The sequence below is a fragment of the Oculatella sp. FACHB-28 genome (assembly GCF_014696015.1).
In the GTDB taxonomy this organism is placed as follows: Bacteria; Cyanobacteriota; Cyanobacteriia; order Elainellales; family Elainellaceae; genus JAAUTN01.
Map to the genome: position 1 here is coordinate 108,227 of NZ_JACJPJ010000045.1, position 21,407 is coordinate 129,633.

Consider the following 21,407-nt stretch of genomic DNA (forward strand, 5'->3'; position numbering starts at 1 on the left):
GCCATTTCAATTTGAGCTTGAGTACAGCGTGAAGGTAGTAGGCGGCTTGTTCAAATCTCGCTTCGCCAAATACCCAGAATTGGGGCCTTTGTGTACTAGAAGAAGAGAAAGGTGAAATTAACTCAGATGACATATGACTAGGTTTACTGACACTTAAAGCCATTTTTGGATGAGTAAGCCATAGCGTAGGGGCAGTTCGCGAACTGCCCCTACAGGGACTTGTGGTTTATCTAAGTGGAGATTGCTGTATGCTCTATTTTTCGAAAAGGCAGTGATAAAAAGGTAGTCCATCACCCAAATCAGAAATCCCGAGTTAAACCGGATTCATCAAGACTAGAGAATGTTATGACCCAAGCAATCATTGCTCCCACTAAAAAGGAAGAACCTCTGCTGTTTGAGCCACTGACTTGGAGGGAGTTCAAAGCTGTTGAGCAGTTGTTAGACCGTCCTGGCTACCGACTGTCGTTTTTAGATGGAATATTGGAGATCAGACGGATGCCAGGAGAACCGCATGAAACAATTAAAAAAAGAATTGCAGCCTTGGTAGAACTTTACCTACTGATGGCAGGATACGATTTCATCCCAACGGGGTCAATGACAATAGAAAATGAAGCGACTGCCGTTAAACGCGAAGCAGATGAGTCTTATAAACTGTCTCCCGACCGATCGCGCCCTGACTTAGTGATCGAAGTTGTGTTTACCAGTGGAGGCATTAACAAACTAGAGGCATACAAGCGGCTGAAGATTCCTGAAGTGTGGTTTTGGGAGGACGGTGTGTTACAGGTTTATCACCTGCGACCAGAAGAGGATGGGCTTCGCTATGAGAAGATTTCCAGCAGTGAGGAATTGCAAGGAATTGATCTGGATTTGTTGATACGTTGCATCGGTATGACAAATCACGTTGAAGCGGTGAAGACATTTCAGCAGTCACTTCAGAAATAGCTGAGAATTGGCGATCGCCCTCTATCTCTCGCTACACTTCAACACTCAAGACTAGTAGGGTGAAGGCAAACGAAGCTTCATAAGTTAACTTTCGGACTATAGAGAGTTAAATAGTACGAACAAATAGCTTCTAGCAAATGCGTCAACCCCATCAGAATCAAGGAAGCCAAAGTTTTTACCAGATAAACCGTTCCTTTTCAGGACTACTATCAACCCGATTGAAGCGTAGAAAGTTTTTAGCGGGTGCAGGAGTTTTACTTGGTTTAGGCACTGCTCGACAACAGGGCTGGGCAACTCCTAACTCAAATTTGATATGGCGATCGCCCTCAGAACTGGTCGCCGTTGGGTTTGAGCGATCGCCCGTTGTGATGATGAACGAAGCCCACAACGGAGCTACTAGAAACATTCGCAGCCGTGAAATTGGACGACAAATTCTACCTGTTGCTCATGCGGCAGGAGTTCGCTATCTGGCAATGGAAGCGTTAACACAATCTGTCGCAACCGAGGCAAACCAAACTCGACAGTTGCCCAGACTACCAGAAGATGAAGCAAACTACCTGACTCATCCTGAAATGAGAGCCTTTGTTCAAGCAGCTTTGAGTTTAGGTTGGACGCTAATTCCTTACGAAATTGATTTTGAGGAATATCCCTTGTCTGACACGCTTTCGCTAGAATTTACAAACTTACGGGAGAGAGTTCAGGCAGAGAATCTAGTCAACGGCTTACAAAATCTGCCCACTAGTGCCAAACTGCTGGTCTGGTGTGGCAACAGCCATCACATCAAAATCACAACTGATGAATGGACTCCAATGGGTTATCACTTTGTCCAACTCAGCGGAATTGAACACTTTGCAATTGATCAGTCAATCACAGTCAACTGGGACGACAATCCAGAACGGCTACGCCGATTAGGTGAGTTTATGCCTGATTTGGTGAAGCAGGGCGGCACGGCTGGTTTTCTAATTGAAGAAGCGCCAAGCAGCTTACCCCTCCAAGAGAGCGGCATAGATGCAGTCATTCTTTCAACGCAAAACAAACTAGAGTAACCCCGTTTCTACATAAAGCTCTAAAGCTTTACGAAGCAGGGCTTTGCCAGCGGGCACGGTCAACCGCTTGATGCCATGAGGCGAGTAGCGTATGTCGTTGGTCATCACTCATGTTGGGTTCAAATCGACGTTCGACCTGCCACTGCTGAGCAATTTCTGCTTGATCTTGCCAGTAGCCAACTGCCAGACCTGCCAGGTAAGCGGCTCCCAAAGCCGTTGTCTCAGTAATTTTGGGACGCACCACCGGAACACCTAGCACGTCTGCCTGAAACTGCATTAGCAAGTCGTTTCGGGACGCGCCGCCGTCCACCCGCAGTTCTGAAAGCTCCAGGTTAGAGTCTTGTCGCATGGCAGTGAGTACGTCTGCCGTCTGGTAGGCGATGCTTTCCAAGGCGGCACGGGCGATGTGGGCGCTGGTAGAGCCACGAGTTAGCCCAACGATGGTACCGCGAGCGTAGCTGTCCCAGTGGGGCGCACCCAGGCCCACAAAGGCAGGCACCAAGTAAACGTCGCCATTATCGGGAACACTCATTGCCAGCGATTCCACTTCTGCACTGTTGCGAATGATGCCCAGTCCATCCCGTAGCCATTGCACAACGGCACCCGCGATGAAGATGCTGCCTTCTAAGGCGTAGTTGATTCGATGATTTAGTTTCCAGGCAATGGTGGTGAGCAGCTTATAGCGGGAGAGAACCGGCTCGTCGCCAATGTTGAGCAGCACAAAGCAGCCCGTGCCATAGGTGTTTTTAGCCATGCCGCGATCGCCACAGACCTGCCCAAAAGTCGCCGCCTGTTGGTCACCCGCAATGCCTGCGATCGCCACTCTTGCGCCCAAGATTCCTTCTGCGGTGTGTCCATATACTTCTGACGAGGAGCGAACCTCTGGCAACACCGAACGGGGAATATCTAAAATCTTTAGCAATTCATCATCCCACTCACAGGTGTGAATGTTAAAAAGCAAAGTACGGCAAGCATTTGTCGCATCAGTGATGTGAAGTTCTCCATCAGTTAGTTTCCAAACTAACCAGGAGTCAATCGTGCCAAAGGCGAGTTCACCCCGTTCGGCTCTCTGCCGCGCATCGGGGACATGATCAAGCAACCACTTCAGTTTTGTGCCACTAAAGTAGGAATCAATCACTAACCCCGCTTTTTGTTGAAAAGTTGATTCATAACCAGCCGCCTTCAGCTGATCACAATGACCAGCAGTGCGACGATCTTGCCAGACGATTGCATTGTGAATTGGCTGCCCAGTTTTCCTATCCCAAACCAGAGTCGTTTCTCGTTGATTGGTGATGCCGATCGCCGCAATATCTTTAGCACGAATGCCAATGTGGGCGATCGCCTCATTTGCAACTCCAAGTTGAGACGACCATATTTCATTTGCATCATGCTCGACCCAGCCCGGTTGCGGAAAAATTTGGCGAAACTCCTTCTGGGCAATGGAGAGAATATCGCCACTGGGGTTAAACACAATTGCCCGTGAACTGGTTGTGCCTTGATCAAAGGCGAGGATGTATTGGGTCATTGGTCATGGGTCACTAGTCACTGGTCATCACCTTACAATAGACCTTCTGCGTGAAGGGTAGTGCGGCAGAGCCGCGCTACCCTTCACGCTTCAAAAAGTGATTGATGGCAGTCTAATGAATGATGAACAACAAATGACGAATGATGAGTAACCAATAACAAAAATTAAGAGTCCTCGGCTTCTGCCAATGCCTCAAACTGCTTTTGACTGATGCGCCCTGATTGATAGAGTGCCTCAGTCACTTCCGACAGCGTGATTACCGAGTGGGCAGTATACCCATTACTCCGCAATCTATCCTTTACGCCGCCTTCGTGATCCAAAAACACAACGATGTCGCGGACTTCTAACCCGGCGGATTGCAGCTTTGCGGCTCCTTCCATAGCGCTGTTACCGCTGATTAAAATATCATCTACGACGACTACTGTTTCTCCAGGCTCAAAATTGCCTTCGATCAGGCGACGAGTGCCATGCGCTTTTACTTCTTTGCGAGGAAAAATCATGGGACGGTTTAGCCGCAGGGATAGCCCTGTTGCGGTTGGCAAGGAACCGTAGGGAATGCCTGCGATCCGGTCGAATTCAAGCGTTGTGAGAATATCTGCGTAAGCATTTAGAATCCGGTGAAAGATCTGTGGATTCGAGATGATCTTACGCAGATCAATGTAATAGGGAAAAGTTTCGCCCGACGCCTGAACAAATTCGCCAAACAGGATGCAGCCAATATCATAAAGCTGCAAGATGAGTTCCAGGTGGGGCTGTTGCTCCAGGGTGCAAACATCGGATACCCAGAGGTCACAGGTTGCTCCTTCACGCACAGCTTTGGCTCTGGCTAAATTAACCTGATCTCGCAGCGATCGCACCGCTGTAGACAAATCAGTCTGACCCAGCCAGTCTTGAGGGATAGGAATCAGTAATCCCTCCCCATTTACATCTAGACCTGCCGCTAGCATTTGGGAGAGATCTACCCCCTCCTGCCAGATGCTTCGTGCCAGAATTAAGCGCTCTGGGGCGATCGCCCGCACACTGCTCAAGACAGAGGGAAGTGTAGTTCCCACTTCTAATCCCAACTGTTCTGGTGTTCCCCAGTTTCTCGATTCCTTGGCAACCTGGAGGTAGAGTGGCAAACCTAGATTGGGCTGAGTTTGCACAGTTTGGATTTGTGCAGTTTGGACTTGGATAGACTCTTGCACCGCCAAAGCAGATGGATTAGACGTACAGCAAAGCAAAAACACTGCCTTGCCGGGATACACCAAAAAAGGAGCAACTAGATCTTGCCCAACATAAGGGTTGAGCGTCACAGCATCGACCCGCCACTGTTCAAACAGACTACGGGCAAAGGGAGTGCTGGTGTTTAAGTCTCCATGCTTGGCATCTAAAATAACCGGAATGTGAGATGGAATTGCTTGCAAAACTCGCTGCAACAGTTCCATTCCGGGGACACCTAATGCCTGATAAAAGCCCAACGTTGGCTTGTAGGCACAGACCAATTCACTCGTTTCGGCAATGATGAACTGTAACCATTGCCATAACCCTTCAATGAGAGTATCGCCAGGGTAAGGGCTATCAGTCCAGCGATACTCTGATGTTGTGGCTCTGTTAAATTGAGCGGGCAACAGTTCTGGGTTTGGGTCAAGTCCGACGATCAGCAAACTGGAATGGTGTGCGATCGCAGACTCTAACTTATTAAAAAAATGCATGGGCAAATGCAGGGAGACTTCCCAATAGCGTAAATCACCATTGGGTAAATCACCAGGTTAAGAAGCTAGATCAGCATTTGCGGCTTCTTTGGAGAGGCTGTAGTGTCCAGTTTTACCCCGATACCACTTATTGCTTTTCAAACCGGTTGAGAGAATGTTAGCAATCCGGGTGCTAGCTTTGCTCCGCATTTCTCTTGGCGTTTCATAAACAAAGATAGAGCCAATTACTTCTGGAATGCTTACCACTCCATCTTTTTGTCCTTCCAATACAGTTAGAACGGCCTGTGTGAGAGATGAACCACCAAACTCCGATCGCATGTAATTCTGCAAATCTTGTCCTCTACGAGAACCTTTGCGAGGCGCGGCAGCCTTTGCTTGAGTTGCACGAGGGCGACGAGCTTTTTTAGTTTTTTCTGCGGGGGCTGCTCCGTTTGAACCGTTTGATTCAGAAGAAGCGACAGCAGTTTGAACAGCAGAAGTGAGCAATTCGAGATCAGGTTCAGCCTGCTTAGCAGCAGATTTTTTATTGGCAGTGTCGGAACTGTTTGCTGGAGCTGAATCTGGTGAAAAGATGTTGATCACAGATTGCAAGCTGCCACGCTTTTCACGAATCGTTTCAAGTTGAGCAAATAGTTGCGCTTCTTGAGCTGCCAGATCGGATTCAACCTCCATTAACTTAGACAGGGTTGGATCATCGACACGGTTTGTCTTCGGCATTGTTAGAGATTCCTTGATTGACTGTAGCTTTAAGACTGAAATTGGAAGGTTGAAAGTTTCATGTAGGGCTGGTTTCACAGAAAAAAAGAACCTGCAGTTACCGCACTGTTGCTTACTCTTTCAATCCTTTCTTTCTCTATTAAAGTGCGAATTGGATAATTTATCACACTTGTCACATACAAATGTATATCAATATTTGGTGATTTGTGCAAAAAAGGGAAATGTTAGTCACTTAAGTTAGCCAAAAAAGAGTGGCAGGACTGAGTATTGCTACCTTTTTTGGCTACAACTATAGAGATGATGGATTATCCAAATAGATTAAGCTGTAATTCTTTTGATAAAGCTTCGATGAAGGCAAGACCTGCAACAGAATTTCCTACACTATCCAAAGCGGGACCGTAACAGGCGATCGCCCCTTGTCCGGGTACGACTGCCAGCAGCGCTCCACTAATTCCTGACTTCATCGGCAGTCCTATCCGAATGGCAAAGCGACTGGATGCTTCGTATAAACCACAAGTCAGCATGACTGCATTCACGATCTGGCGATGGAGCGGCTTTAGCCAATCACTTTCAATCGCTAGCAGTTTACCCAAGCGCGCCAGGTCTTTCACTTGACCTGACAAACAGCAAATCTGTTCATAAGCATCAAGTGCCACTTCCAAATTTTCTAAATATCCTGCTTCTGATAGGTAACGAGCAAGGGATTGATTGACTTCTCTGCCTGCCAAACGAACTGAGGCAAGCATTTCCTCATCTAGCCACAGTTGAGCATCCGATCGCTCGTTTAACCAGTCGCACAGGTTCTGGCAGCGCTGACTTGCGTTGTCTCCAGGTAACTTTTCGGTGAGGGCGATCGCCCCACTGTTAATCATTGGGTTACGAGGGCGACCCCGATCGACAATCAGTTGCTTTAAAGAATTGAAGGGAGCATCAGAGGGTTGAACCCCAATCTGTTGAAAGACTTCCTGTTCTCCCCAGCGCTCCAACAGATAGAGCAGCAGAAATGGCTTGATCGCGCTCATCAGCGGAAAAGTCAGCGTTGTGTTGCCACAGCAGTAACTATTGCCCAGCCCAACCTCAATCTGAACGGCAAACCAGCGCGCATCGGCTTGAGCCAATTGATCAATACGCTCGATGACTCGCCCGTGAACTGCCCTCTTTTGGGCACTCTCTGCCCATCTGATCAGCTGATTTTGGGTTAATCGGGCTAGTCCTGTTGTCATGCCAGTTGTCATGATTGAGGGTTGGGCGATCGCAATATCCTGATTACACTGATTTCAATGTTCCTACCGATTGCAATGTTTTTTCCATCAAGATAGTTTGAGCGTTGCACTCAGGCTCATTTTTGGTAGGGCGGCGCTGCACATATTCACCGTTGGGCTGAAGTTCCCAAGCTTGACGGTTATCGGATAAGAAAATATCCAATAATTCCTTTAACGTTTTGGCAATCTCTGGATCATCGATTGGGGTAACGGCTTCTACGCGGCGATCGAGGTTACGAGGCATCCAGTCAGCGCTACCGATAAACGTCTCCGGCTGACCATTATTGTGAAAGTAGAAGATACGCGAGTGCTCTAAATAGCGCCCCACAACACTGATAACCCGAATATTCTCACTCATGCCTTTCACGCCTGGGCGCAGACAGCACATGCCGCGCACAACGACATCGATCTCTACCCCTGCCTGAGAGGCTTCATATAGAGCGGCAATAATTTGCGGATCGACCAGGGAATTCATCTTGGCAGTGATGCGTCCCTGATCTCCATTGCGGCTATGTTGGGTTTCGCGGCGAATCAATTCAGTCATGCGATGACGCAAATTGACTGGAGCCACCAGTAGCTTGCGGTAAGCGCTCTGTCGAGAACAGCCTGTAAGGTAATTAAACAAATCAGTCAAATCTGCACCTAACTCTTCTCGGCAGCTTAACAAACCTAGATCGGTGTAGAGTCTGGCAGTTTTGGGATTGTAGTTGCCCGTACCGATGTGAACATAGCGACGAATGCGCGAGGTTATGCCATTCCCTTTGGGATCGCCCTCCTGGCGCACTACCAGCACCACTTTGGTATGCGTTTTCAGCCCCACTAGCCCATACACCACATGCACGCCGGTACTTTCTAGCCGCCGTGCCCAGAGAATGTTGTTCTCCTCATCAAAGCGGGCTTTTAGCTCCACCAGGGCAACTACCTGTTTACCATTTTCAGCCGCAGCAATCAGGGCTTTGACAATTGGGGAGTCTCCTGAAGTGCGGTAGAGGGTCATCTTGATCGCCAGTACGTTCGGGTCAGCCGCCGCCTGTGTGATGAATTGCTGTACCGATGCCGAAAAAGATTCATAGGGATGGTGTACCAGTAAATCGCGTTGGCGAATCACCGAGAAAAAATCTTCGTGAGCTTCCTGGCTGAGGAGGTCATCGTGGGAGGCGATCGCCGCCTGCAAGCGAGGTGGGGCAACGGGAGCCCAGGGTTTGTCCTTTAGCTCAGGCAACGGTAACCCCATGAGAGCCATCAAATCTTTTAGATTGAGCAGCCCGTCTACCTCATACACATCATTCTCAGCCAAATCCATTTCTCGCATCAGTGTTCGTCGCACCCAGCCAGGCGTGGAGGTTTGGATCTCTAATCGCACCACAAATCCGCCCATTCGCCGCCTGCGGAGCCCCTGTTCGATCGCCAGCAGCAGGTCATCTGCCTCATCCTCCTGCACCGCGATATCGGCATCTCGCGTCACCCGAAACAGATAATATTCCTGGATATTCATCCCCGCAAACAAAAACTCCAGGTTGTGGGCAATCACCTGTTCTAACGGTACGCCTGCCCAAACGGTGTGCTGTCCGTTTTGCCGCTGCAACTCCTCCGGCAACACCACAAATCGCGGCAAAATATTTGGCACCTTTACTCTGGCAAAATGTTCGGTTCCCGTTTCTGGATCTTTTGCCACCACGGCTAAGTTCAAACTGAGATTAGAAATATGGGGAAACGGATGCCCCGGATCGACTGCTAGCGGCGTTAATACCGGAAAAATTCGCTCTTCAAAAAAGTGCCGCAGGTAAAGCCGCTGCTCTTGAGTCAAATCCATATAGTTCAGAATATGGATACCTTTCTCCGCTAGTTTTGGACGCAGTTCTTGCTCAAAGTGACGGTGTTGCTGAGTCACCATTGGACGCAGATGCGGACAAATCAGATCAAGCTGTTCCTGGGGAGTGAGTCCATCGGGGGTCAATTTACTGACCTGAGCTTCAATCTGTTCTTTGATTGCAGCTACCCGCACCATAAAAAACTCATCCAGGTTCGTGCTAAAAATAGCAACAAATTTGAGTCGCTCCAGTAGGGGAACGCGAGAATCTAATGCCTCATGCAGCACCCGCTTGTTAAACTCCAGCCAACTCAGTTCCCGATTCAGATAACGCTGAGATAGGTCGCTCAAGTTCACTTCTGGAGTAATATTCTTCGCGGTAGTCATAGCTCTGCCTGAGAAAAGTTATTTAGGATACTCCCAGAAATAACCCTAAAGCGAAAGTCTTCCTGCAAACATCTGACGCAATCAGCAATAGGGTGCTGGTCCTTTTTTAATCTACATGCTGCTGCAATATTGCTAGAGAATCGTGCTGGCGATCGGCAATTTTCGGAGGTAGTGGCTAAACACAAAACACAGGGGTACCCCAATCAGGGTCACTCCAAAAAATTTAAGCAACGGTGGAATTGGCAGCGGGGCAAACCCAACTTGTAGTCCAATTACAATCACGACGTGAATGAGATAAACCACGTAAGCGTTATCAGACAACCATTGTTCCCACTTGCCTTGCTTGTTGAGGTATTCACGGAACAGCACCAAGATGCCAATACACAAGCCAATGCAAATGGTGGTTTCCCAAATACTCCAAACGAGCGATCGCCCAAAAAATCAAAATCCTCAAATTCCAAGAATCTGAGGACTTTAAACTTTCGTTTCTACTTATTCAAGGAATACACGACTAACACGCAAGCTTTCCGACTATGCTTGGCACGGCTTGCGACGACGGGTTGCAAATACACCACCAATCAGGCTTAAGCCGAGGACAGTAGCAGGCTCAGGAACCGTCACCTCATCATCATCCTCACCCGGCATTCCACCAAGCAGCTTATCGCTCCCTTCTCCTGCATTCACTTGCTGGAAGCGAGCTGCGATGTCAATTCCATCTTTGGAATTAGAGTAGGCAGCAAGAAAATCTGCTTCCAATTCTGCTGCTGTCTTTCCGGGAGTAAAGCCACTAACCACAAAGCTAATTTGAGATGTTGCTCCTTGAGGTAAGGCAGCATTGGCATTGCCGGCTTCAAAGTTGTTGTTGTCAGCAATTCCAATGCTGAAGTTGTCCGCAGAGTTGCTGAAAGGAGTGAAGTTGACATTAGTTAGGAAGGTATCAAGATACTGGTCGCCTACGAATGAACTAGCGGTCAGACCAGGCAATAGATCGAGAGCGATTCCGGTCAGCTTTGAAGAGGTTGCGCCAGCCCCAAAAATTGAGTCGCCTGTCGTATTTTCAATCTTGAGGTCAACTTTGATTGCATTGGAGTTGCCAACTACCTCGCTAAAGTCGAAGGTCAGTAGGGCTGAAGCACCTGTTGCCTGAGGGTTAGAAGATTGGCTGCTTGAGCCAAATGAAAAGGTAAATGCTTGAGCTGGAAGTGAAGCGGAGAGAGCGATCGCCAAAGCACCTACAGCAGTAGGCAGAAATGCAGTCATTTTCATGTTTAAAGCTTTCTTTTGAAGAAGCGGCGAGAGGTTGTTCACCTGTTACCTCTTCAGTATGTAGCATTCGCTACGTACTGCACAGCACTTCACGCAGACTTCAGCAAAAAAGTAGCAGACTTTACCTTTCATTAAGAAATAATAGGCTTTACCTCTGTGAATTTATTGGGCAGTGTTGAAAAATAAACATTCTAGAAAACCTGAAACTCGTGCTAATATTAGCTTTTGCCTAAAAAATGATGTCTTTTAAAAGAGTTGCTCAATCCTAATTTCGTCTTCTCTAAGAACCGATACATCGTGTCCGTACAATCCGATTGTGGGCTCAGTATTTTTTCGGATAATGAACTCTATGACCTAATTAATTAGATTGCTCTATCGTTTTAAGCAATTCAAAGGCAGTCTGGAGCGTGTCTATTTCTTCAACGGGCTTATCTTTACGCCAGCGCAGAATTCGCGGAAATCTAACCGAAATACCCGATTTATGACGCTTTGACTCGGTGATGCCCTCAAATCCAATCTCGAAGACCTGGATCGGCTCAACCGAGCGAACCGGACCAAACTTTTCGATTGTATGTCTGCGAATCCATTTGTCTAGCTCGTTAATTTCGTCATTGTCTAACCCTGAGTAGGCTTTGGCAAAGGAGACGAGTTCTCCGTTGTGCCAGAGGGCAAAGGTGTAGTCCGTAAACAGGTTTGCTCGTTTGCCCGTGCCTGCCTGAGCATAAATCAGGACTGCATCTAGCGACATTGGATTGACTTTGTATTTCCACCAGTAGCCGCGTTTGCGCCCAACCCGATAAGGACTGTCTTTGGCTTTGATCACTAGCCCTTCTGCCCCTTGCTGGCGCGATCGCTCCCTTAACTCCTGCAAATCCGCAAAAGACGAAAAGCTTAGTGAAGTGGAAACGGTTGTCAGACTAGTAGAAAGGGAAGTTAACAGCTCAGCCAGAAGGTTTCGCCGTTCGAGCAAAGGTTTTTCTCGAATATCCTGACTGTTATGTTCCAGCAGATCATAAGCAATAAAGTGAACTGGGTTTTCTGCCAGCAGCTTTTTGGTGACTGATTTTCGTCCCAGTCGCTTTTGCAGAGCATTGAAATTCATGGGACGGTCGCCCTCCCAGCACAAAATTTCCCCATCCACTACATGCCCATTGGGAAGTAGCTGAAACCCCTCCACCAATTCTGGAAACTGCTGAGTAATCAGATCTTCTCCGCGTGACCAGATAAATACCTCATCCGCTCGTTTAATAATCTGGGCGCGAATGCCATCCCACTTCCACTCGGCTTGCCATCTAGCGGGTTCTTCTTCCTGAAAACGATCTTCATCTAATGGAGAAGCCAGGAAGAAAGGGTAAGGCTGACTGGGGGCAAGTTCCTCATTGTCTGTTTGAATCAGTTGACGATAGAAGTTTATCGACGGCTCAAAGTCACCCATCAGCCGATGGGCCAAAACCGATTCGGGTAAGTTGTACTCTGCTGATAATGCCTTCACTAATAGCTTCTCGGACACGCCAACCCGAAATGCACCCGTCAAAACTTTGTTTAAGACAAAAATTTCTGTGTCTTCTAGTGAAGCCCACCAGGACACCACTAAATCCCGCAATTCCCCCTCAGATTGAACCGTTTTAACCTGGGGAATTACCTTTTCCATCCACTCGTGTAAGGGGCGATCCACTTTCTCCTGAGACTCCAGGGGGCTGTGGCGCAGCAATAGGGCGATCGTTTCGGCTGAATCTCCTACATGGGCGTAGCAATCTTCAAACAACCACTCTGGAATATCAGATATTTGCAGAAAGACATCCCTCAACACTCGGGAGGTAATCAGCCGCTTGCGAGTTTTGCCCAAAAACAGATAGATTGCCCAAACCGCATTCTCAGGAATTTCATCATAGAAATATTGCCGCAACGCTCTTACTTTTTCATTCGTCGAGGTGGTTGCGTCAACCTGCTGAAACAGTTGAGAAAACCGTTTCATTAGATATCTCCTTCCCCTTCAAACAAAGTCTTTAAGGGCTGAGCATTTAAGTCATAGGTTTCATGTAAGTAACGGGAAAGAACTTCGGACTGCCCATGAGTCACGTACACCGTTTTAGCACCCGTTTGCAAAATCGTATTAACTAAACCGGACCAGTCCGCGTGGTCAGACAGCACAAATCCCCGTTCGTAACCCCGTCTGCGTCGGGCACCTCGAACCGCCATCCAGCCTGATGCAAAAGCGGTTTGGGGCTGCACAAAGCGTTTCATCCAGCTGGAACGGTGCGCGGAAGGAGGAGCCAACACCAGATCGCCAGTGTATTTGTGGCTGCGAGGCATCTCAGTAGTGGAAATAGTTTCTAGCATTTTCACGCCGACCTGTCTGTAGATTTCGGTCAAGACGTGAACTGCACCATGCACATATACGGGGCGATCGCTGAATTTGCACAACTCACCCAATATCCGTTGCGCTTTCCCAAAAGAGTAGCAGAACAGTAGAGAAGGTCGTTCTAAATCACTCTGCCACCACTGGTAAATCTGGCGGCAGGTTTCCTCTCCCATATCCCACTCATAAATGGGTAAACCAAAAGTTGCTTCGGTGATAAACACGTCACAGGGAATAACTTCAAACGGGTCACAAGTCGGGTCTGCACAACGCTTGTAGTCTCCTGACACGACCCAAACCTGATCGCCACATTCCACTCTAATTTGAGCTGAGCCAAGCACATGACCAGCAGAGTGAAAGGAAACCAAGGTATTCCCTAACTTTAGTTTTTCGCGATATTCAACTCCCTGAAGATTGATCTCATCGCCCAGACGTTTCCTCAAAACCCCTTCGGAGAGGCAAGTAGCAATGTATTGATTTGCGCCAGAACGGGCGTGGTCAGAGTGGGCATGCGTAATCAGGGCACAGTCTACCGATCGCCAGGGGTCAATATAAAACCCTCCCTGCTCACAGTACAACCCTTCCTGACGCACGGTAATCAATGACATGAAGCGCAACGACTCTTTCCAAAACGAATAGTTTTAGCTTAACGTTTACCTCCTGGACATGAGACAAACCTCTCCTTTACATCCAGTCCATAAATATGCATAATGCATACATACTTCGCGAATTCTACCTATGGATCAAGAGCGAATCCTGAACCTTTTAGGTGCTATGGCTTTGAGCATCGTTGATGGCTTGAGTGCTGCGGTTGAGGAAAATGCCGGACATGGAGGCGAAACGCCTGCTGCACTGGTCACATTAGGTGTAGAACCTGGACTTTCGATTAATGCGCTGCGGCAAATTCTAGACCTTTCACATCCTGGAACAGTGCGTTTAATCGATCGCCTAGAAGCGCAGGGACTGGTTGAGCGCAGGGCTGGCGTAGATGGTCGAACGCTTGCCTTGTTTCTCACGGATGCAGGACATGAACGGCGCAAAACAATTTTGGCTGAGCGGCGAAAACCGTTGCAAGCTGCGGTTAATTCGCTTACGGCTGATGAATCCGCACAGTTAACTCAGCTTTTGGAAAAGATGCTCTCCGCAATGACGACGAGCGAGTTGCGCGCCTTTGCGATTTGTCGTCTGTGTGAGGAAGAAGTGTGTCCGGGCGATCGCTGCCCCGTTGAACAGAAATATTGTCAGATGGTAAATCCATGAACCCAATCGTTATTGCTCTGAGCTACGCCTTTTGCTGGGGAGTAGGGCTAACGCTCACTAAAATTGCTCTCTCAGAAATTAGGCCCACCACGCTGCTGATTATTCAACTGCTGTCCAGTGTCAGCTTTCTGGCGATCGCCTGCTATTGCCAAAATCGCCAACTGCCGTTTTCCTGGAGCAACCTTAAACAAGGTTTTGCAGGAATTTTTGAACCGGCTCTTGCTTACATGGTCGGAACCTTTGGCGTAGAAATGACCACTGCCAGCAAAGCAACATTAATTGGCTCTTCTGAAGTGATTCTGACAGTTTTGTTTGCCGCAGTCTTCCTAGGTGAGAAACTCACTCGGATAAAATTTTTGCTAGCTGGGATTAGCTTTGTAGGCGTATGCCTGCTGCTGTTGAGGGATGAAGGCACAAACTATGCCTCATTTAGCGGCGATTTGCTCGTGCTGCTTGGCACTCTCTTTGCGGTATTTTATGTGATTTTGAGCAAGCAACAGATTGCTAACTCAGATCCATTACAGCTTACTGCTTCCCAGCAGTTTGTCGGTTTAATGGTAACGGTGCTATGTTTTAGTGCTTTGTCAGTTCTAAATTCAAACTATGAAGTGAATGCCGCCCATATTTCACTTCCCTTTTGGCTGCTTGCAGTCGGGTCAGGCGTTATGCAGTATGCTTTGGCGTTCTTGCTCTATTTAACTGCCTTGCAAAATCTGCCAGTCAGCCACGCTGCTTTTTACGTCGCGCTCATTCCGGTCTTTGGTGTAACCAGTGCGATTTTGATCCTCGGTGAACGACCCAGTTTAATTCAGTGGGTAGGAGCCGGATTGATTATTGCATCGTCCTATTTTGCCAACAAGCTTCAGACAGTGTAATCGACATGAGCAATGCCAATCGAGTTTAAGCCCAGAAGTATTAAGTGGATTGGGCGATCGCAGCTAGCGCTTTACCAGGCATATCCAGCATATTTTTCAGAGTAGTAATAAATTCCTGTTCCAGATAGGGCTTCGTAAAGTAGGCGCTAGCTCCCAGCTGGTTGGCAAGCCAGCGATGTTTTTCATTACTCCGAGAGGTAAGCATGACGATGGGAATAGCCACCAACTTTGCGTCTTTGCGGCGCTGACTCAGGAACTCAAAGCCATTCATGTTGGGCATCTCAATATCACACACAATGATTTGCACCGTGGCATGTTGCAATTGGTCGATCGCCTCTCGTCCATCTCTTGCCTGCGTTACCCGAAAGCCTGCCCTTTCTAAAGAGATCGCTGCTGTTCGCCGCAGCGTCGCAGAATCATCAATGATCAAGACCGTTGGGCTTTGAGCCATTTTAATCGCAGGTGGCTTTTTGGCAGGAGATAATGCCTGCGGCTGTGTAGCAGGCATTGGCTCATATTCTGCTGTGATCAGCGTTGCGGTTGTCGGTTGATTGAGACTCAGCGCCAGAAGCGCCGCCCCGTCAATCACAGGAACCAGGCTACCGTCCCCTAAAATGGTGCAGCCGTATGCATAGCTGGGAGGGGCGATCGCCAATCCAAAGGGTTTAATCACGAGTTCTTGCTCTGTCACCAGGCGATCGACTTCCAGGGCAAAGATTTGCTGCTCTTGGCGCAACACCAGCATCGGCAGCGACCAATCTTTGGGCAATGAAATGGTGGACAAAGCCTTGCTGGGCGGATTTTCGGGCAACGGGCAACTGTAGCTGAGCAAGTCTGCTAAACGGTAAGTGGGAATAATTTGTTCTCGCCAGTTCAGGTAACGCTGAGTGCCTGACCGTCGCACTTGTCCCGGTTGCGGATTCAGAATTTCTTCGATGCTGTCGGCGGGCAATGCCACGGCAGTAGGGCCAATCAGACAAATCACCAGTTTGGCAATGGTTAAGGTAAGGGGTAGATATAGGGTGAAAATGGTGCCCCGTCCAGGCGTAGAGGTAACGGTGACCGTGCCTTTGATCAATCGCAATTGCGATCGCACCACATCTAACCCTACGCCCCGTCCCGATAGCTCTGTCACCTGACGGGCAGTGGAAAATCCTGGTTCAAAGATGAGTTCGTACAGTTGAGCAGGGTCTAGGGTCGCAGCCTGTTCTGCGTCTATCCAACCTAGTGCGATCGCTCGACTCCGAATCCGATTTAAATCTAGCCCCTGACCATCGTCCCTGACCTGAATAATTGTTTGATTGCCTTTGTGATAAGCCCGTATCTCAATTTGTCCTTGCTCTGGTTTGCCTCGCTGCTGTCTTACGTTGACAGGCTCAATTCCGTGGTCAAATGCATTTCGGAGTAAATGCAGCAACGGATCAAACAGTCTCTCTAGAATCGCTTTATCCACTAGCACTCCTGCTCCCGACAGCTTCAGTGCGACGGGTTTGTGATAGGTCGTGGACAAGTCACGAATCATCCGAGGAAAGCGATTGATCACCTCGCCCAGCGGAAACATCCTGGCCCAGATCAACTCATCTCGAAGCTGAGTCAACATGCTTCGCTGTTGATCCAAAATTTGGTTAGAGTGTCCAGCAAATAAAGAAACGTCGTCTACGGTTTCTTCAAGCTGTGCGATATCTTCTAAAATTTCCTGGATTTGAGTATGTAAAGCCCCATAGCTATCCATCTCTAGCGGGTCAAACTCTGCCAGGGCAGAAGTGACAGACGTAGCCGGAACAGGGTTAAACGCACGAGTTGGAAACTTTTCTGTTGGTTCTGTATTGGTTTGGCTGGCTGACAACGATTCCCAGCGAGAGCTGCGGCGCTCTGGCTCCACCAACATTTGGTCAGACAATTCTCGCAGATGACTCACGGTGTCTCGAAATCGAGCAAAGCGGCTTAGCAATTCCTTGAGAGAGGTCTGAAGCTGCTCATTTTGTAGGGAAAGACCATCTCGGTTGATTGCCAGTTCACCGACCAAGTTGTTCATTCGTTCAAGTCGTTCTGAGCCAACTCGAACGGTGAGATTTGGCGTGATCACCGCTTCCCCTTGCTGAATAGGGGGGTGGGGTCTTTTGCTGAGGTTGGTGGCGATCGCCGTTCGCCGATCAGCAGATTTATTGGGAGCGATCGCGCTACTTTGATGGGGCTGAATTTGACTCGGTTGAATTGCTCCAGGGAGATCTACTGGTGAAGGAACTTGCAGTGCATTCGTTGAGGAATTAGAAGTTGGATCTGGCAAAGATTGCTCAGAGGACTGCATCTGGGGAAAGCGATCGAAGATCTGTTCAATCGATTGAATAGCAGACTCTATATTTTCAGGTACATTATCAGAGATATCACTCCGGAGTAGATCAACATTCTGTAGCTCTGGCAGGATAGAAGTATTGACAAAACTCTCGGTTGAAGCCTCTTCAGATGCGGTTTCCGTCGGCGTGAGTACGTCAGAAGAAGCCAGCGTTTTTGCTGACTCTGATAAATAAGCAACCCACTCAACATTCAACGGTTCCTCAAGGTTCATGGGGTTGGGGATACTGCGGGTTACCAGTTCCGCTTCACCCATTAACAGATCGACTTCGCAAATTGTTTCGTAGACTGCTATTGGATCTATCTCTAAATCAAGCTGATCATCGGTTTGAGTAATATCTAAGCGATCGCCAATAGCCTCCTGATTTGTATCTTGTGACTGAATAGGCAGATCAAACGGGCTAACTCCATCGCCAAAAATATCTTGGAGTAAGGGGATTGCCGCATCAATGGTGAGAGATTCAGTGGTGGAGACGGATGACGCAACTGGCGCAGCAGGAACCGTCAGCGCTATCAAAGCTTCAGAGGGAGCGCCTTGACCCGACTCCAACTGATTTACTCCGCCAGCCAACACGGCTTGTCTGCTGCGTTCAAAGTCAGCCATTGCTAGTTTGGTAATTTCTAGCACTCGGTCAGGGTTAGCATTCAAAGCTATTTTTACTGTTTCAGCGATCGCCTCAAATTCCGACAGATTCATCAACTCAGCGAAACCCGCAAAAACTTCTACCTGAGCGCGCAATTCACCTGCGACTTCATAGTTTTGGGGGTTAGCGACAACTGCGGCAAGACGCTCTAATCCTTGCGCTACATCGATTTCCAGAATTGAGGAAATCATATCAACCCCCAAATCAGAAGAACTAGGAATATAGTTTTCCGTTTGGGTGAGGGCATCGCCAAAGCGTTCCTCAATTTGACTAAAAATGGGTTCGGCGATCGCCAGGGCTTGCTCAGCATCAAAGGAACCCATCGTAATCCGCAACATCAGGGGCAATCGCAGGCAATCATAAGCCTGGAGCAACTGGTCTTCTAGCTCAGCATCAACGATTAGGCTGTCGCTGTAGAGCGCTTTAAAGATGTTTTCTAGACGATGTGCCAGGGTGGCGATCGCTTCCAAGCCCACGCTAGCAGCACCTCCCTTAATCGAGTGGGCCGCCCGCATTAAGTTATGAACTTTGGTTGTATTGCGCTCCTGCTGCAACGTCAGCAACCCAGATTCAATCACCTGCAACAGCTCAGGAGCCTCTTGAATAAAAAATTGATAGGCTTGGTCGCGAATATCAGGGTTGATTGCCATGATGCAGGGTGAGAATTGGGGATTGGAAAGTAGGTTGGGTGAAGCAAAGCGAAACCCAACAGAATGAGGATTAGCTAACTCTGAACTGACTCACTTCAATCTGGAGATCCTGAGCCACCTGCCGCAGTTGCTCAAATGAAGCAGCCACCTGAGCCGCTTCCTCTGAAGTACGGTTGGCAATCAGCACCACCCCTTGCATCGTCTGCGTCACCGTTTTCGATGCTTCCGTTTGCATCGTTGCCGCTTGAGCAATTGCTTTCACCTGACGACTAATTTGAGCCGTGGCAGCCGTAATCTTGTTCAGGCTTTGTCGCGTTTCATCCACTAGTCGGGTTCCACTGACGACCTGCTCGGTGCCTGACTCCATCGTTGCGACTACTTCATTCGTCTCTGCTTGAATGCTTGCTACCAGCTTCCTGATTTCTTCGGTTGCTTCTGCTGATTGTCTGGCGAGCACTCGCACTTCTGCGGCAACAACGGCAAAGCCGCGTCCTTCTTCTCCGGCACGAGAGGCTTCAATCGATGCATTGAGCGCGAGCATGTTTGTCTGAGCGGCAAAGCTGCCAATCAACTCCACCACTGCTGAGATACGTTGCGACGACTCCCCTAGGTGCTTTACCTTCTTAGCAGTTTCAGCAACAGTGGCTCGAATCGCTTGGATTCCATCAACGGTGCGGTTCATTGCTGCATCGCCTTCATCCACCGTTTGAGCAGCTTGTTGAGCAGCAGCTTCGGCTTGTTCGGCACTGATGGCGACGGCTTGCACCACTTCGGACATTTCTTCAATGCGATCGAGGGCGGTGCTAATTTCAGCGGATTGCCGCAATGCTTCCTCCGAGAGATTTTGCACCGAGGCTTCGTTGTCGCGTGTTGCCTGGTCTACTTGAGTGGCAGCGGCTTGCACCTGTGCCACAATCTTCTGCAAGCTTTCCACTGTCGCGTTGTAAGAGTCGGCAACAGTACCAATCTCGTCAGCAGTGACACGAGCGCGAACGGTCAGGTCGCCGTGTCGAATCGGGTCTACTTCTTGCAACAGTTGCAAGGCGCGTTGCTGTAGCTCTTCTTTGGTTTGTTCGGAGAGTTCTTTGGCTTGGTCGGCAGTTTCTCTGGCTTGCTGTAGTTCGACGGTGCGTTGGACAACTCGTGCTTCCAGGGCTTGGTTGGTTTCTTCTAGGGCTTGATTAGTTTCTTCTAGCGTGCTGAAGGAGTTTCGCAGTTGCGCTGTCATTTGGTTGAAGGAGTGGCCTAACTTGCTCAGTTCATCCACGCCTTTTACCTGCACAACCTGGTCTAGATCTCCTTGCGCGATCGCCCTTGATGCCTGGTTTAGCTCCTCTATCGGTCGCATAATCCACCGCGAGGTAGCAAGACTAACGGCGATCGCTACCCCCAGCGCAGCCAGAGAAAGCAGTACCGTAGTACGGGTATTGGCATCAATTTGAGCAGTAAAGTCGGACTGGGGCAGAACAACTACAATCAGCCAGTCCAGTCCGCGTTCATCTTTAAAGGGCGTGACCTGGAGGAAGTGGCGATCGCCATTCACCTCAAAGCTGCTTTGCGTCTCTGACTCAACCTTAGCCAGTTCACCAAACGTCTCATTTAAATAAGTCGCACTAGCGCGAATTAGCGGCACCTCACTCTCCACTGCTGGAAGCCGCAGAACTTCTTCACCCTCATTGCTCACCCGAAATGGCTCTTCCTCGGTTGAAGAAGCCACAATGTCTCCAGAGCGTTCCACGATAAACGCCAGCCCAGACTTACCCACTTCAATTTCCTGCAAAAACTGATTCAGCTGGGAAAGCGTCAGGTCATTTCCCAACACGCCCACCAGTTGACCGTTCGCCCCGTAGTAGGGCTGTACCGCAGTAATCGCCAGCTTGGGCGACGCAAAATAAGGATAAATTTCACTCCAGGTTGGCTCACCTGCCTCCACCGAAGCGGTATACCAGGGGCGCACCCGTGGATCGTGACTGCCGCTTTCATTTAACAAATTTGCCGAATTGCCCTGAGCATCCGTCGCATAAGTGCGGTAGTTAAACCCAGTAGATTCGTTGCTCAAATCTAGCCGCAAACTTCCATCTGCCAATCGCTCAAGACCGACAAATTCCCGTTGTTCTGAGCCGAACTGAATATAGCCAATCGAATCAAACAGTTGAATCTGCTTCCAAAAATGCCGCCCCACAGCTACCGGATCTTGTACATTCAGCCAACCTGCTCGAATCGCGTCCGCATTCACCTGGTTAATCAAATGCGGCGTTTCCACATAATCCAAGAGGTTCTGCTCAATCCGGCTGCTGACCTCATTCTCAAGCTGTCCAGCCAGGTCATTCACTGCTTGCTGTCCATTTCGATAGGAGAGATAGCCCACTAACCCCACCGCACCGAAGATTTGCAGCACAACAGGCACAACCAGGAGCAGACGCAGCGAAATCCGACGCTTCCTTTCCAGTGGTGAGGATTGGGTCGGAACCTGATCACCTTTAAAGTCAGGAGTTGCCCCCTGCTCAACCTGAGTTTCCTCAAGCACCGGAGTATGGACTTGGGTAGCATTCTGCCAACTGGACTGAGAAGGAGTCGGAGTCATGGTATCAACCTTGTCATCAAGAGAGCTTGGGAAT

The 21,407-nt window shown here is 48.9% G+C and carries 15 protein-coding genes; 4 read left to right on the forward strand and 11 right to left on the reverse strand.

The features are described from left to right. Positions 1–345 precede the first annotated feature (345 nt). Positions 346–942 carry a Uma2 family endonuclease gene (locus tag H6F88_RS07605; RefSeq protein WP_190642140.1) on the forward strand — a complete coding sequence of 199 codons (597 nt, stop codon included), beginning with the start codon at positions 346–348 and terminating at the stop codon, positions 940–942. Between the two features lie 137 nt (positions 943–1,079). Next, positions 1,080–1,988: a hypothetical protein gene (locus H6F88_RS07610; RefSeq protein ID WP_190642141.1), complete on the forward strand. Its 909-nt coding sequence runs from the start codon at positions 1,080–1,082 to the stop codon at positions 1,986–1,988. 28 nt (positions 1,989–2,016) lie between these two features. Here the strand turns inward: H6F88_RS07610 and glpK are convergent, their stop codons facing one another. From glpK to H6F88_RS07655, 9 genes are all read right to left on the reverse strand, one after another. After that, positions 2,017–3,513: a glycerol kinase GlpK gene (gene glpK, locus H6F88_RS07615; protein WP_190642142.1), complete on the reverse strand. Its 1,497-nt coding sequence runs from the start codon at positions 3,511–3,513 to the stop codon at positions 2,017–2,019. A 164-nt stretch (positions 3,514–3,677) separates the two neighbouring features. Further along, positions 3,678–5,207, reverse strand: a complete 1,530-nt coding sequence (locus H6F88_RS07620) for a bifunctional orotidine-5'-phosphate decarboxylase/orotate phosphoribosyltransferase (RefSeq protein ID WP_190642143.1) — start codon at positions 5,205–5,207, stop codon at positions 3,678–3,680. A 57-nt stretch (positions 5,208–5,264) separates the two neighbouring features. Continuing rightward, a complete protein-coding gene (locus tag H6F88_RS07625) occupies positions 5,265–5,924 on the reverse strand; it encodes a hypothetical protein (protein WP_190642144.1) in 660 nt (219 codons plus the stop codon). Positions 5,925–6,229: 305 nt separating this feature from the next. Beyond that, positions 6,230–7,147, reverse strand: a complete 918-nt coding sequence (locus H6F88_RS07630; protein WP_190642145.1) for a glutaminase — start codon at positions 7,145–7,147, stop codon at positions 6,230–6,232. Positions 7,148–7,190: 43 nt separating this feature from the next. Then, the gene (gene ppk1, locus H6F88_RS07635; protein ID WP_190642146.1) at positions 7,191–9,383 is read right to left on the reverse strand and encodes a polyphosphate kinase 1; all 2,193 of its coding nucleotides are present in this window, start codon (positions 9,381–9,383) and stop codon (positions 7,191–7,193) included. A gap of 132 nt (positions 9,384–9,515) precedes the next feature. Beyond that, complete coding sequence (locus H6F88_RS07640; protein ID WP_190642280.1) at positions 9,516–9,797, reverse strand: acyltransferase family protein; 282 nt, start codon at positions 9,795–9,797, stop codon at positions 9,516–9,518. 117 nt (positions 9,798–9,914) lie between these two features. Continuing rightward, positions 9,915–10,649, reverse strand: coding sequence for a PEP-CTERM sorting domain-containing protein (locus H6F88_RS07645; RefSeq protein ID WP_190642147.1), 735 nt, complete (start codon positions 10,647–10,649; stop codon positions 9,915–9,917). Between the two features lie 358 nt (positions 10,650–11,007). Beyond that, complete coding sequence (locus H6F88_RS07650; protein ID WP_190642148.1) at positions 11,008–12,624, reverse strand: ATP-dependent DNA ligase; 1,617 nt, start codon at positions 12,622–12,624, stop codon at positions 11,008–11,010. Then, entirely contained in the window at positions 12,624–13,616 is a 993-nt protein-coding gene (locus tag H6F88_RS07655) for a ligase-associated DNA damage response exonuclease (RefSeq protein ID WP_190642149.1), read from the reverse strand. The genes H6F88_RS07650 and H6F88_RS07655 overlap by 1 nt, the downstream gene beginning before the upstream one ends. Before the next feature lie 166 nt (positions 13,617–13,782). Between H6F88_RS07655 and H6F88_RS07660 the strand changes: the two genes are divergently transcribed. Both H6F88_RS07660 and H6F88_RS07665 read left to right on the forward strand, forming a co-directional pair. Next, entirely contained in the window at positions 13,783–14,268 is a 486-nt protein-coding gene (locus tag H6F88_RS07660; protein ID WP_242050443.1) for a MarR family transcriptional regulator, read from the forward strand. Next, positions 14,265–15,143, forward strand: a complete 879-nt coding sequence (locus tag H6F88_RS07665) for a DMT family transporter (protein WP_190642151.1) — start codon at positions 14,265–14,267, stop codon at positions 15,141–15,143. Before H6F88_RS07660 ends, H6F88_RS07665 begins: the two co-directional genes overlap by 4 nt. Before the next feature lie 40 nt (positions 15,144–15,183). Here H6F88_RS07665 and H6F88_RS07670 read toward each other — a convergent pair whose 3' ends face one another. Next, positions 15,184–18,789, reverse strand: a complete 3,606-nt coding sequence (locus tag H6F88_RS07670) for a hybrid sensor histidine kinase/response regulator (RefSeq protein ID WP_190642152.1) — start codon at positions 18,787–18,789, stop codon at positions 15,184–15,186. Positions 18,790–18,859: 70 nt separating this feature from the next. Beyond that, positions 18,860–21,373, reverse strand: coding sequence for a methyl-accepting chemotaxis protein (locus H6F88_RS07675; protein WP_190642153.1), 2,514 nt, complete (start codon positions 21,371–21,373; stop codon positions 18,860–18,862). Between the last annotated feature and the right edge of the window lie 34 nt (positions 21,374–21,407).

What these genes read in the sequence shown, in the direction of transcription:
- H6F88_RS07605 (WP_190642140.1), top strand. Translation starts at nt 346, where the DNA reads ATGACCCAAGCAATCATTGCTCCCACTAAAAAGGAAGAACCTCTGCTG.
- H6F88_RS07610 (WP_190642141.1), top strand. Translation starts at nt 1,080, where the DNA reads ATGCGTCAACCCCATCAGAATCAAGGAAGCCAAAGTTTTTACCAGATA.
- glpK (WP_190642142.1), bottom strand. Translation starts at nt 3,513, where the DNA reads ATGACCCAATACATCCTCGCCTTTGATCAAGGCACAACCAGTTCACGG.
- H6F88_RS07620 (WP_190642143.1), bottom strand. Translation starts at nt 5,207, where the DNA reads ATGCATTTTTTTAATAAGTTAGAGTCTGCGATCGCACACCATTCCAGT.
- H6F88_RS07625 (WP_190642144.1), bottom strand. Translation starts at nt 5,924, where the DNA reads ATGCCGAAGACAAACCGTGTCGATGATCCAACCCTGTCTAAGTTAATG.
- H6F88_RS07630 (WP_190642145.1), bottom strand. Translation starts at nt 7,147, where the DNA reads ATGACAACAGGACTAGCCCGATTAACCCAAAATCAGCTGATCAGATGG.
- ppk1 (WP_190642146.1), bottom strand. Translation starts at nt 9,383, where the DNA reads ATGACTACCGCGAAGAATATTACTCCAGAAGTGAACTTGAGCGACCTA.
- H6F88_RS07645 (WP_190642147.1), bottom strand. Translation starts at nt 10,649, where the DNA reads ATGAAAATGACTGCATTTCTGCCTACTGCTGTAGGTGCTTTGGCGATC.
- H6F88_RS07650 (WP_190642148.1), bottom strand. Translation starts at nt 12,624, where the DNA reads ATGAAACGGTTTTCTCAACTGTTTCAGCAGGTTGACGCAACCACCTCG.
- H6F88_RS07655 (WP_190642149.1), bottom strand. Translation starts at nt 13,616, where the DNA reads ATGTCATTGATTACCGTGCGTCAGGAAGGGTTGTACTGTGAGCAGGGA.
- H6F88_RS07660 (WP_242050443.1), top strand. Translation starts at nt 13,783, where the DNA reads ATGGCTTTGAGCATCGTTGATGGCTTGAGTGCTGCGGTTGAGGAAAAT.
- H6F88_RS07665 (WP_190642151.1), top strand. Translation starts at nt 14,265, where the DNA reads ATGAACCCAATCGTTATTGCTCTGAGCTACGCCTTTTGCTGGGGAGTA.
- H6F88_RS07670 (WP_190642152.1), bottom strand. Translation starts at nt 18,789, where the DNA reads ATGGCAATCAACCCTGATATTCGCGACCAAGCCTATCAATTTTTTATT.
- H6F88_RS07675 (WP_190642153.1), bottom strand. Translation starts at nt 21,373, where the DNA reads ATGACTCCGACTCCTTCTCAGTCCAGTTGGCAGAATGCTACCCAAGTC.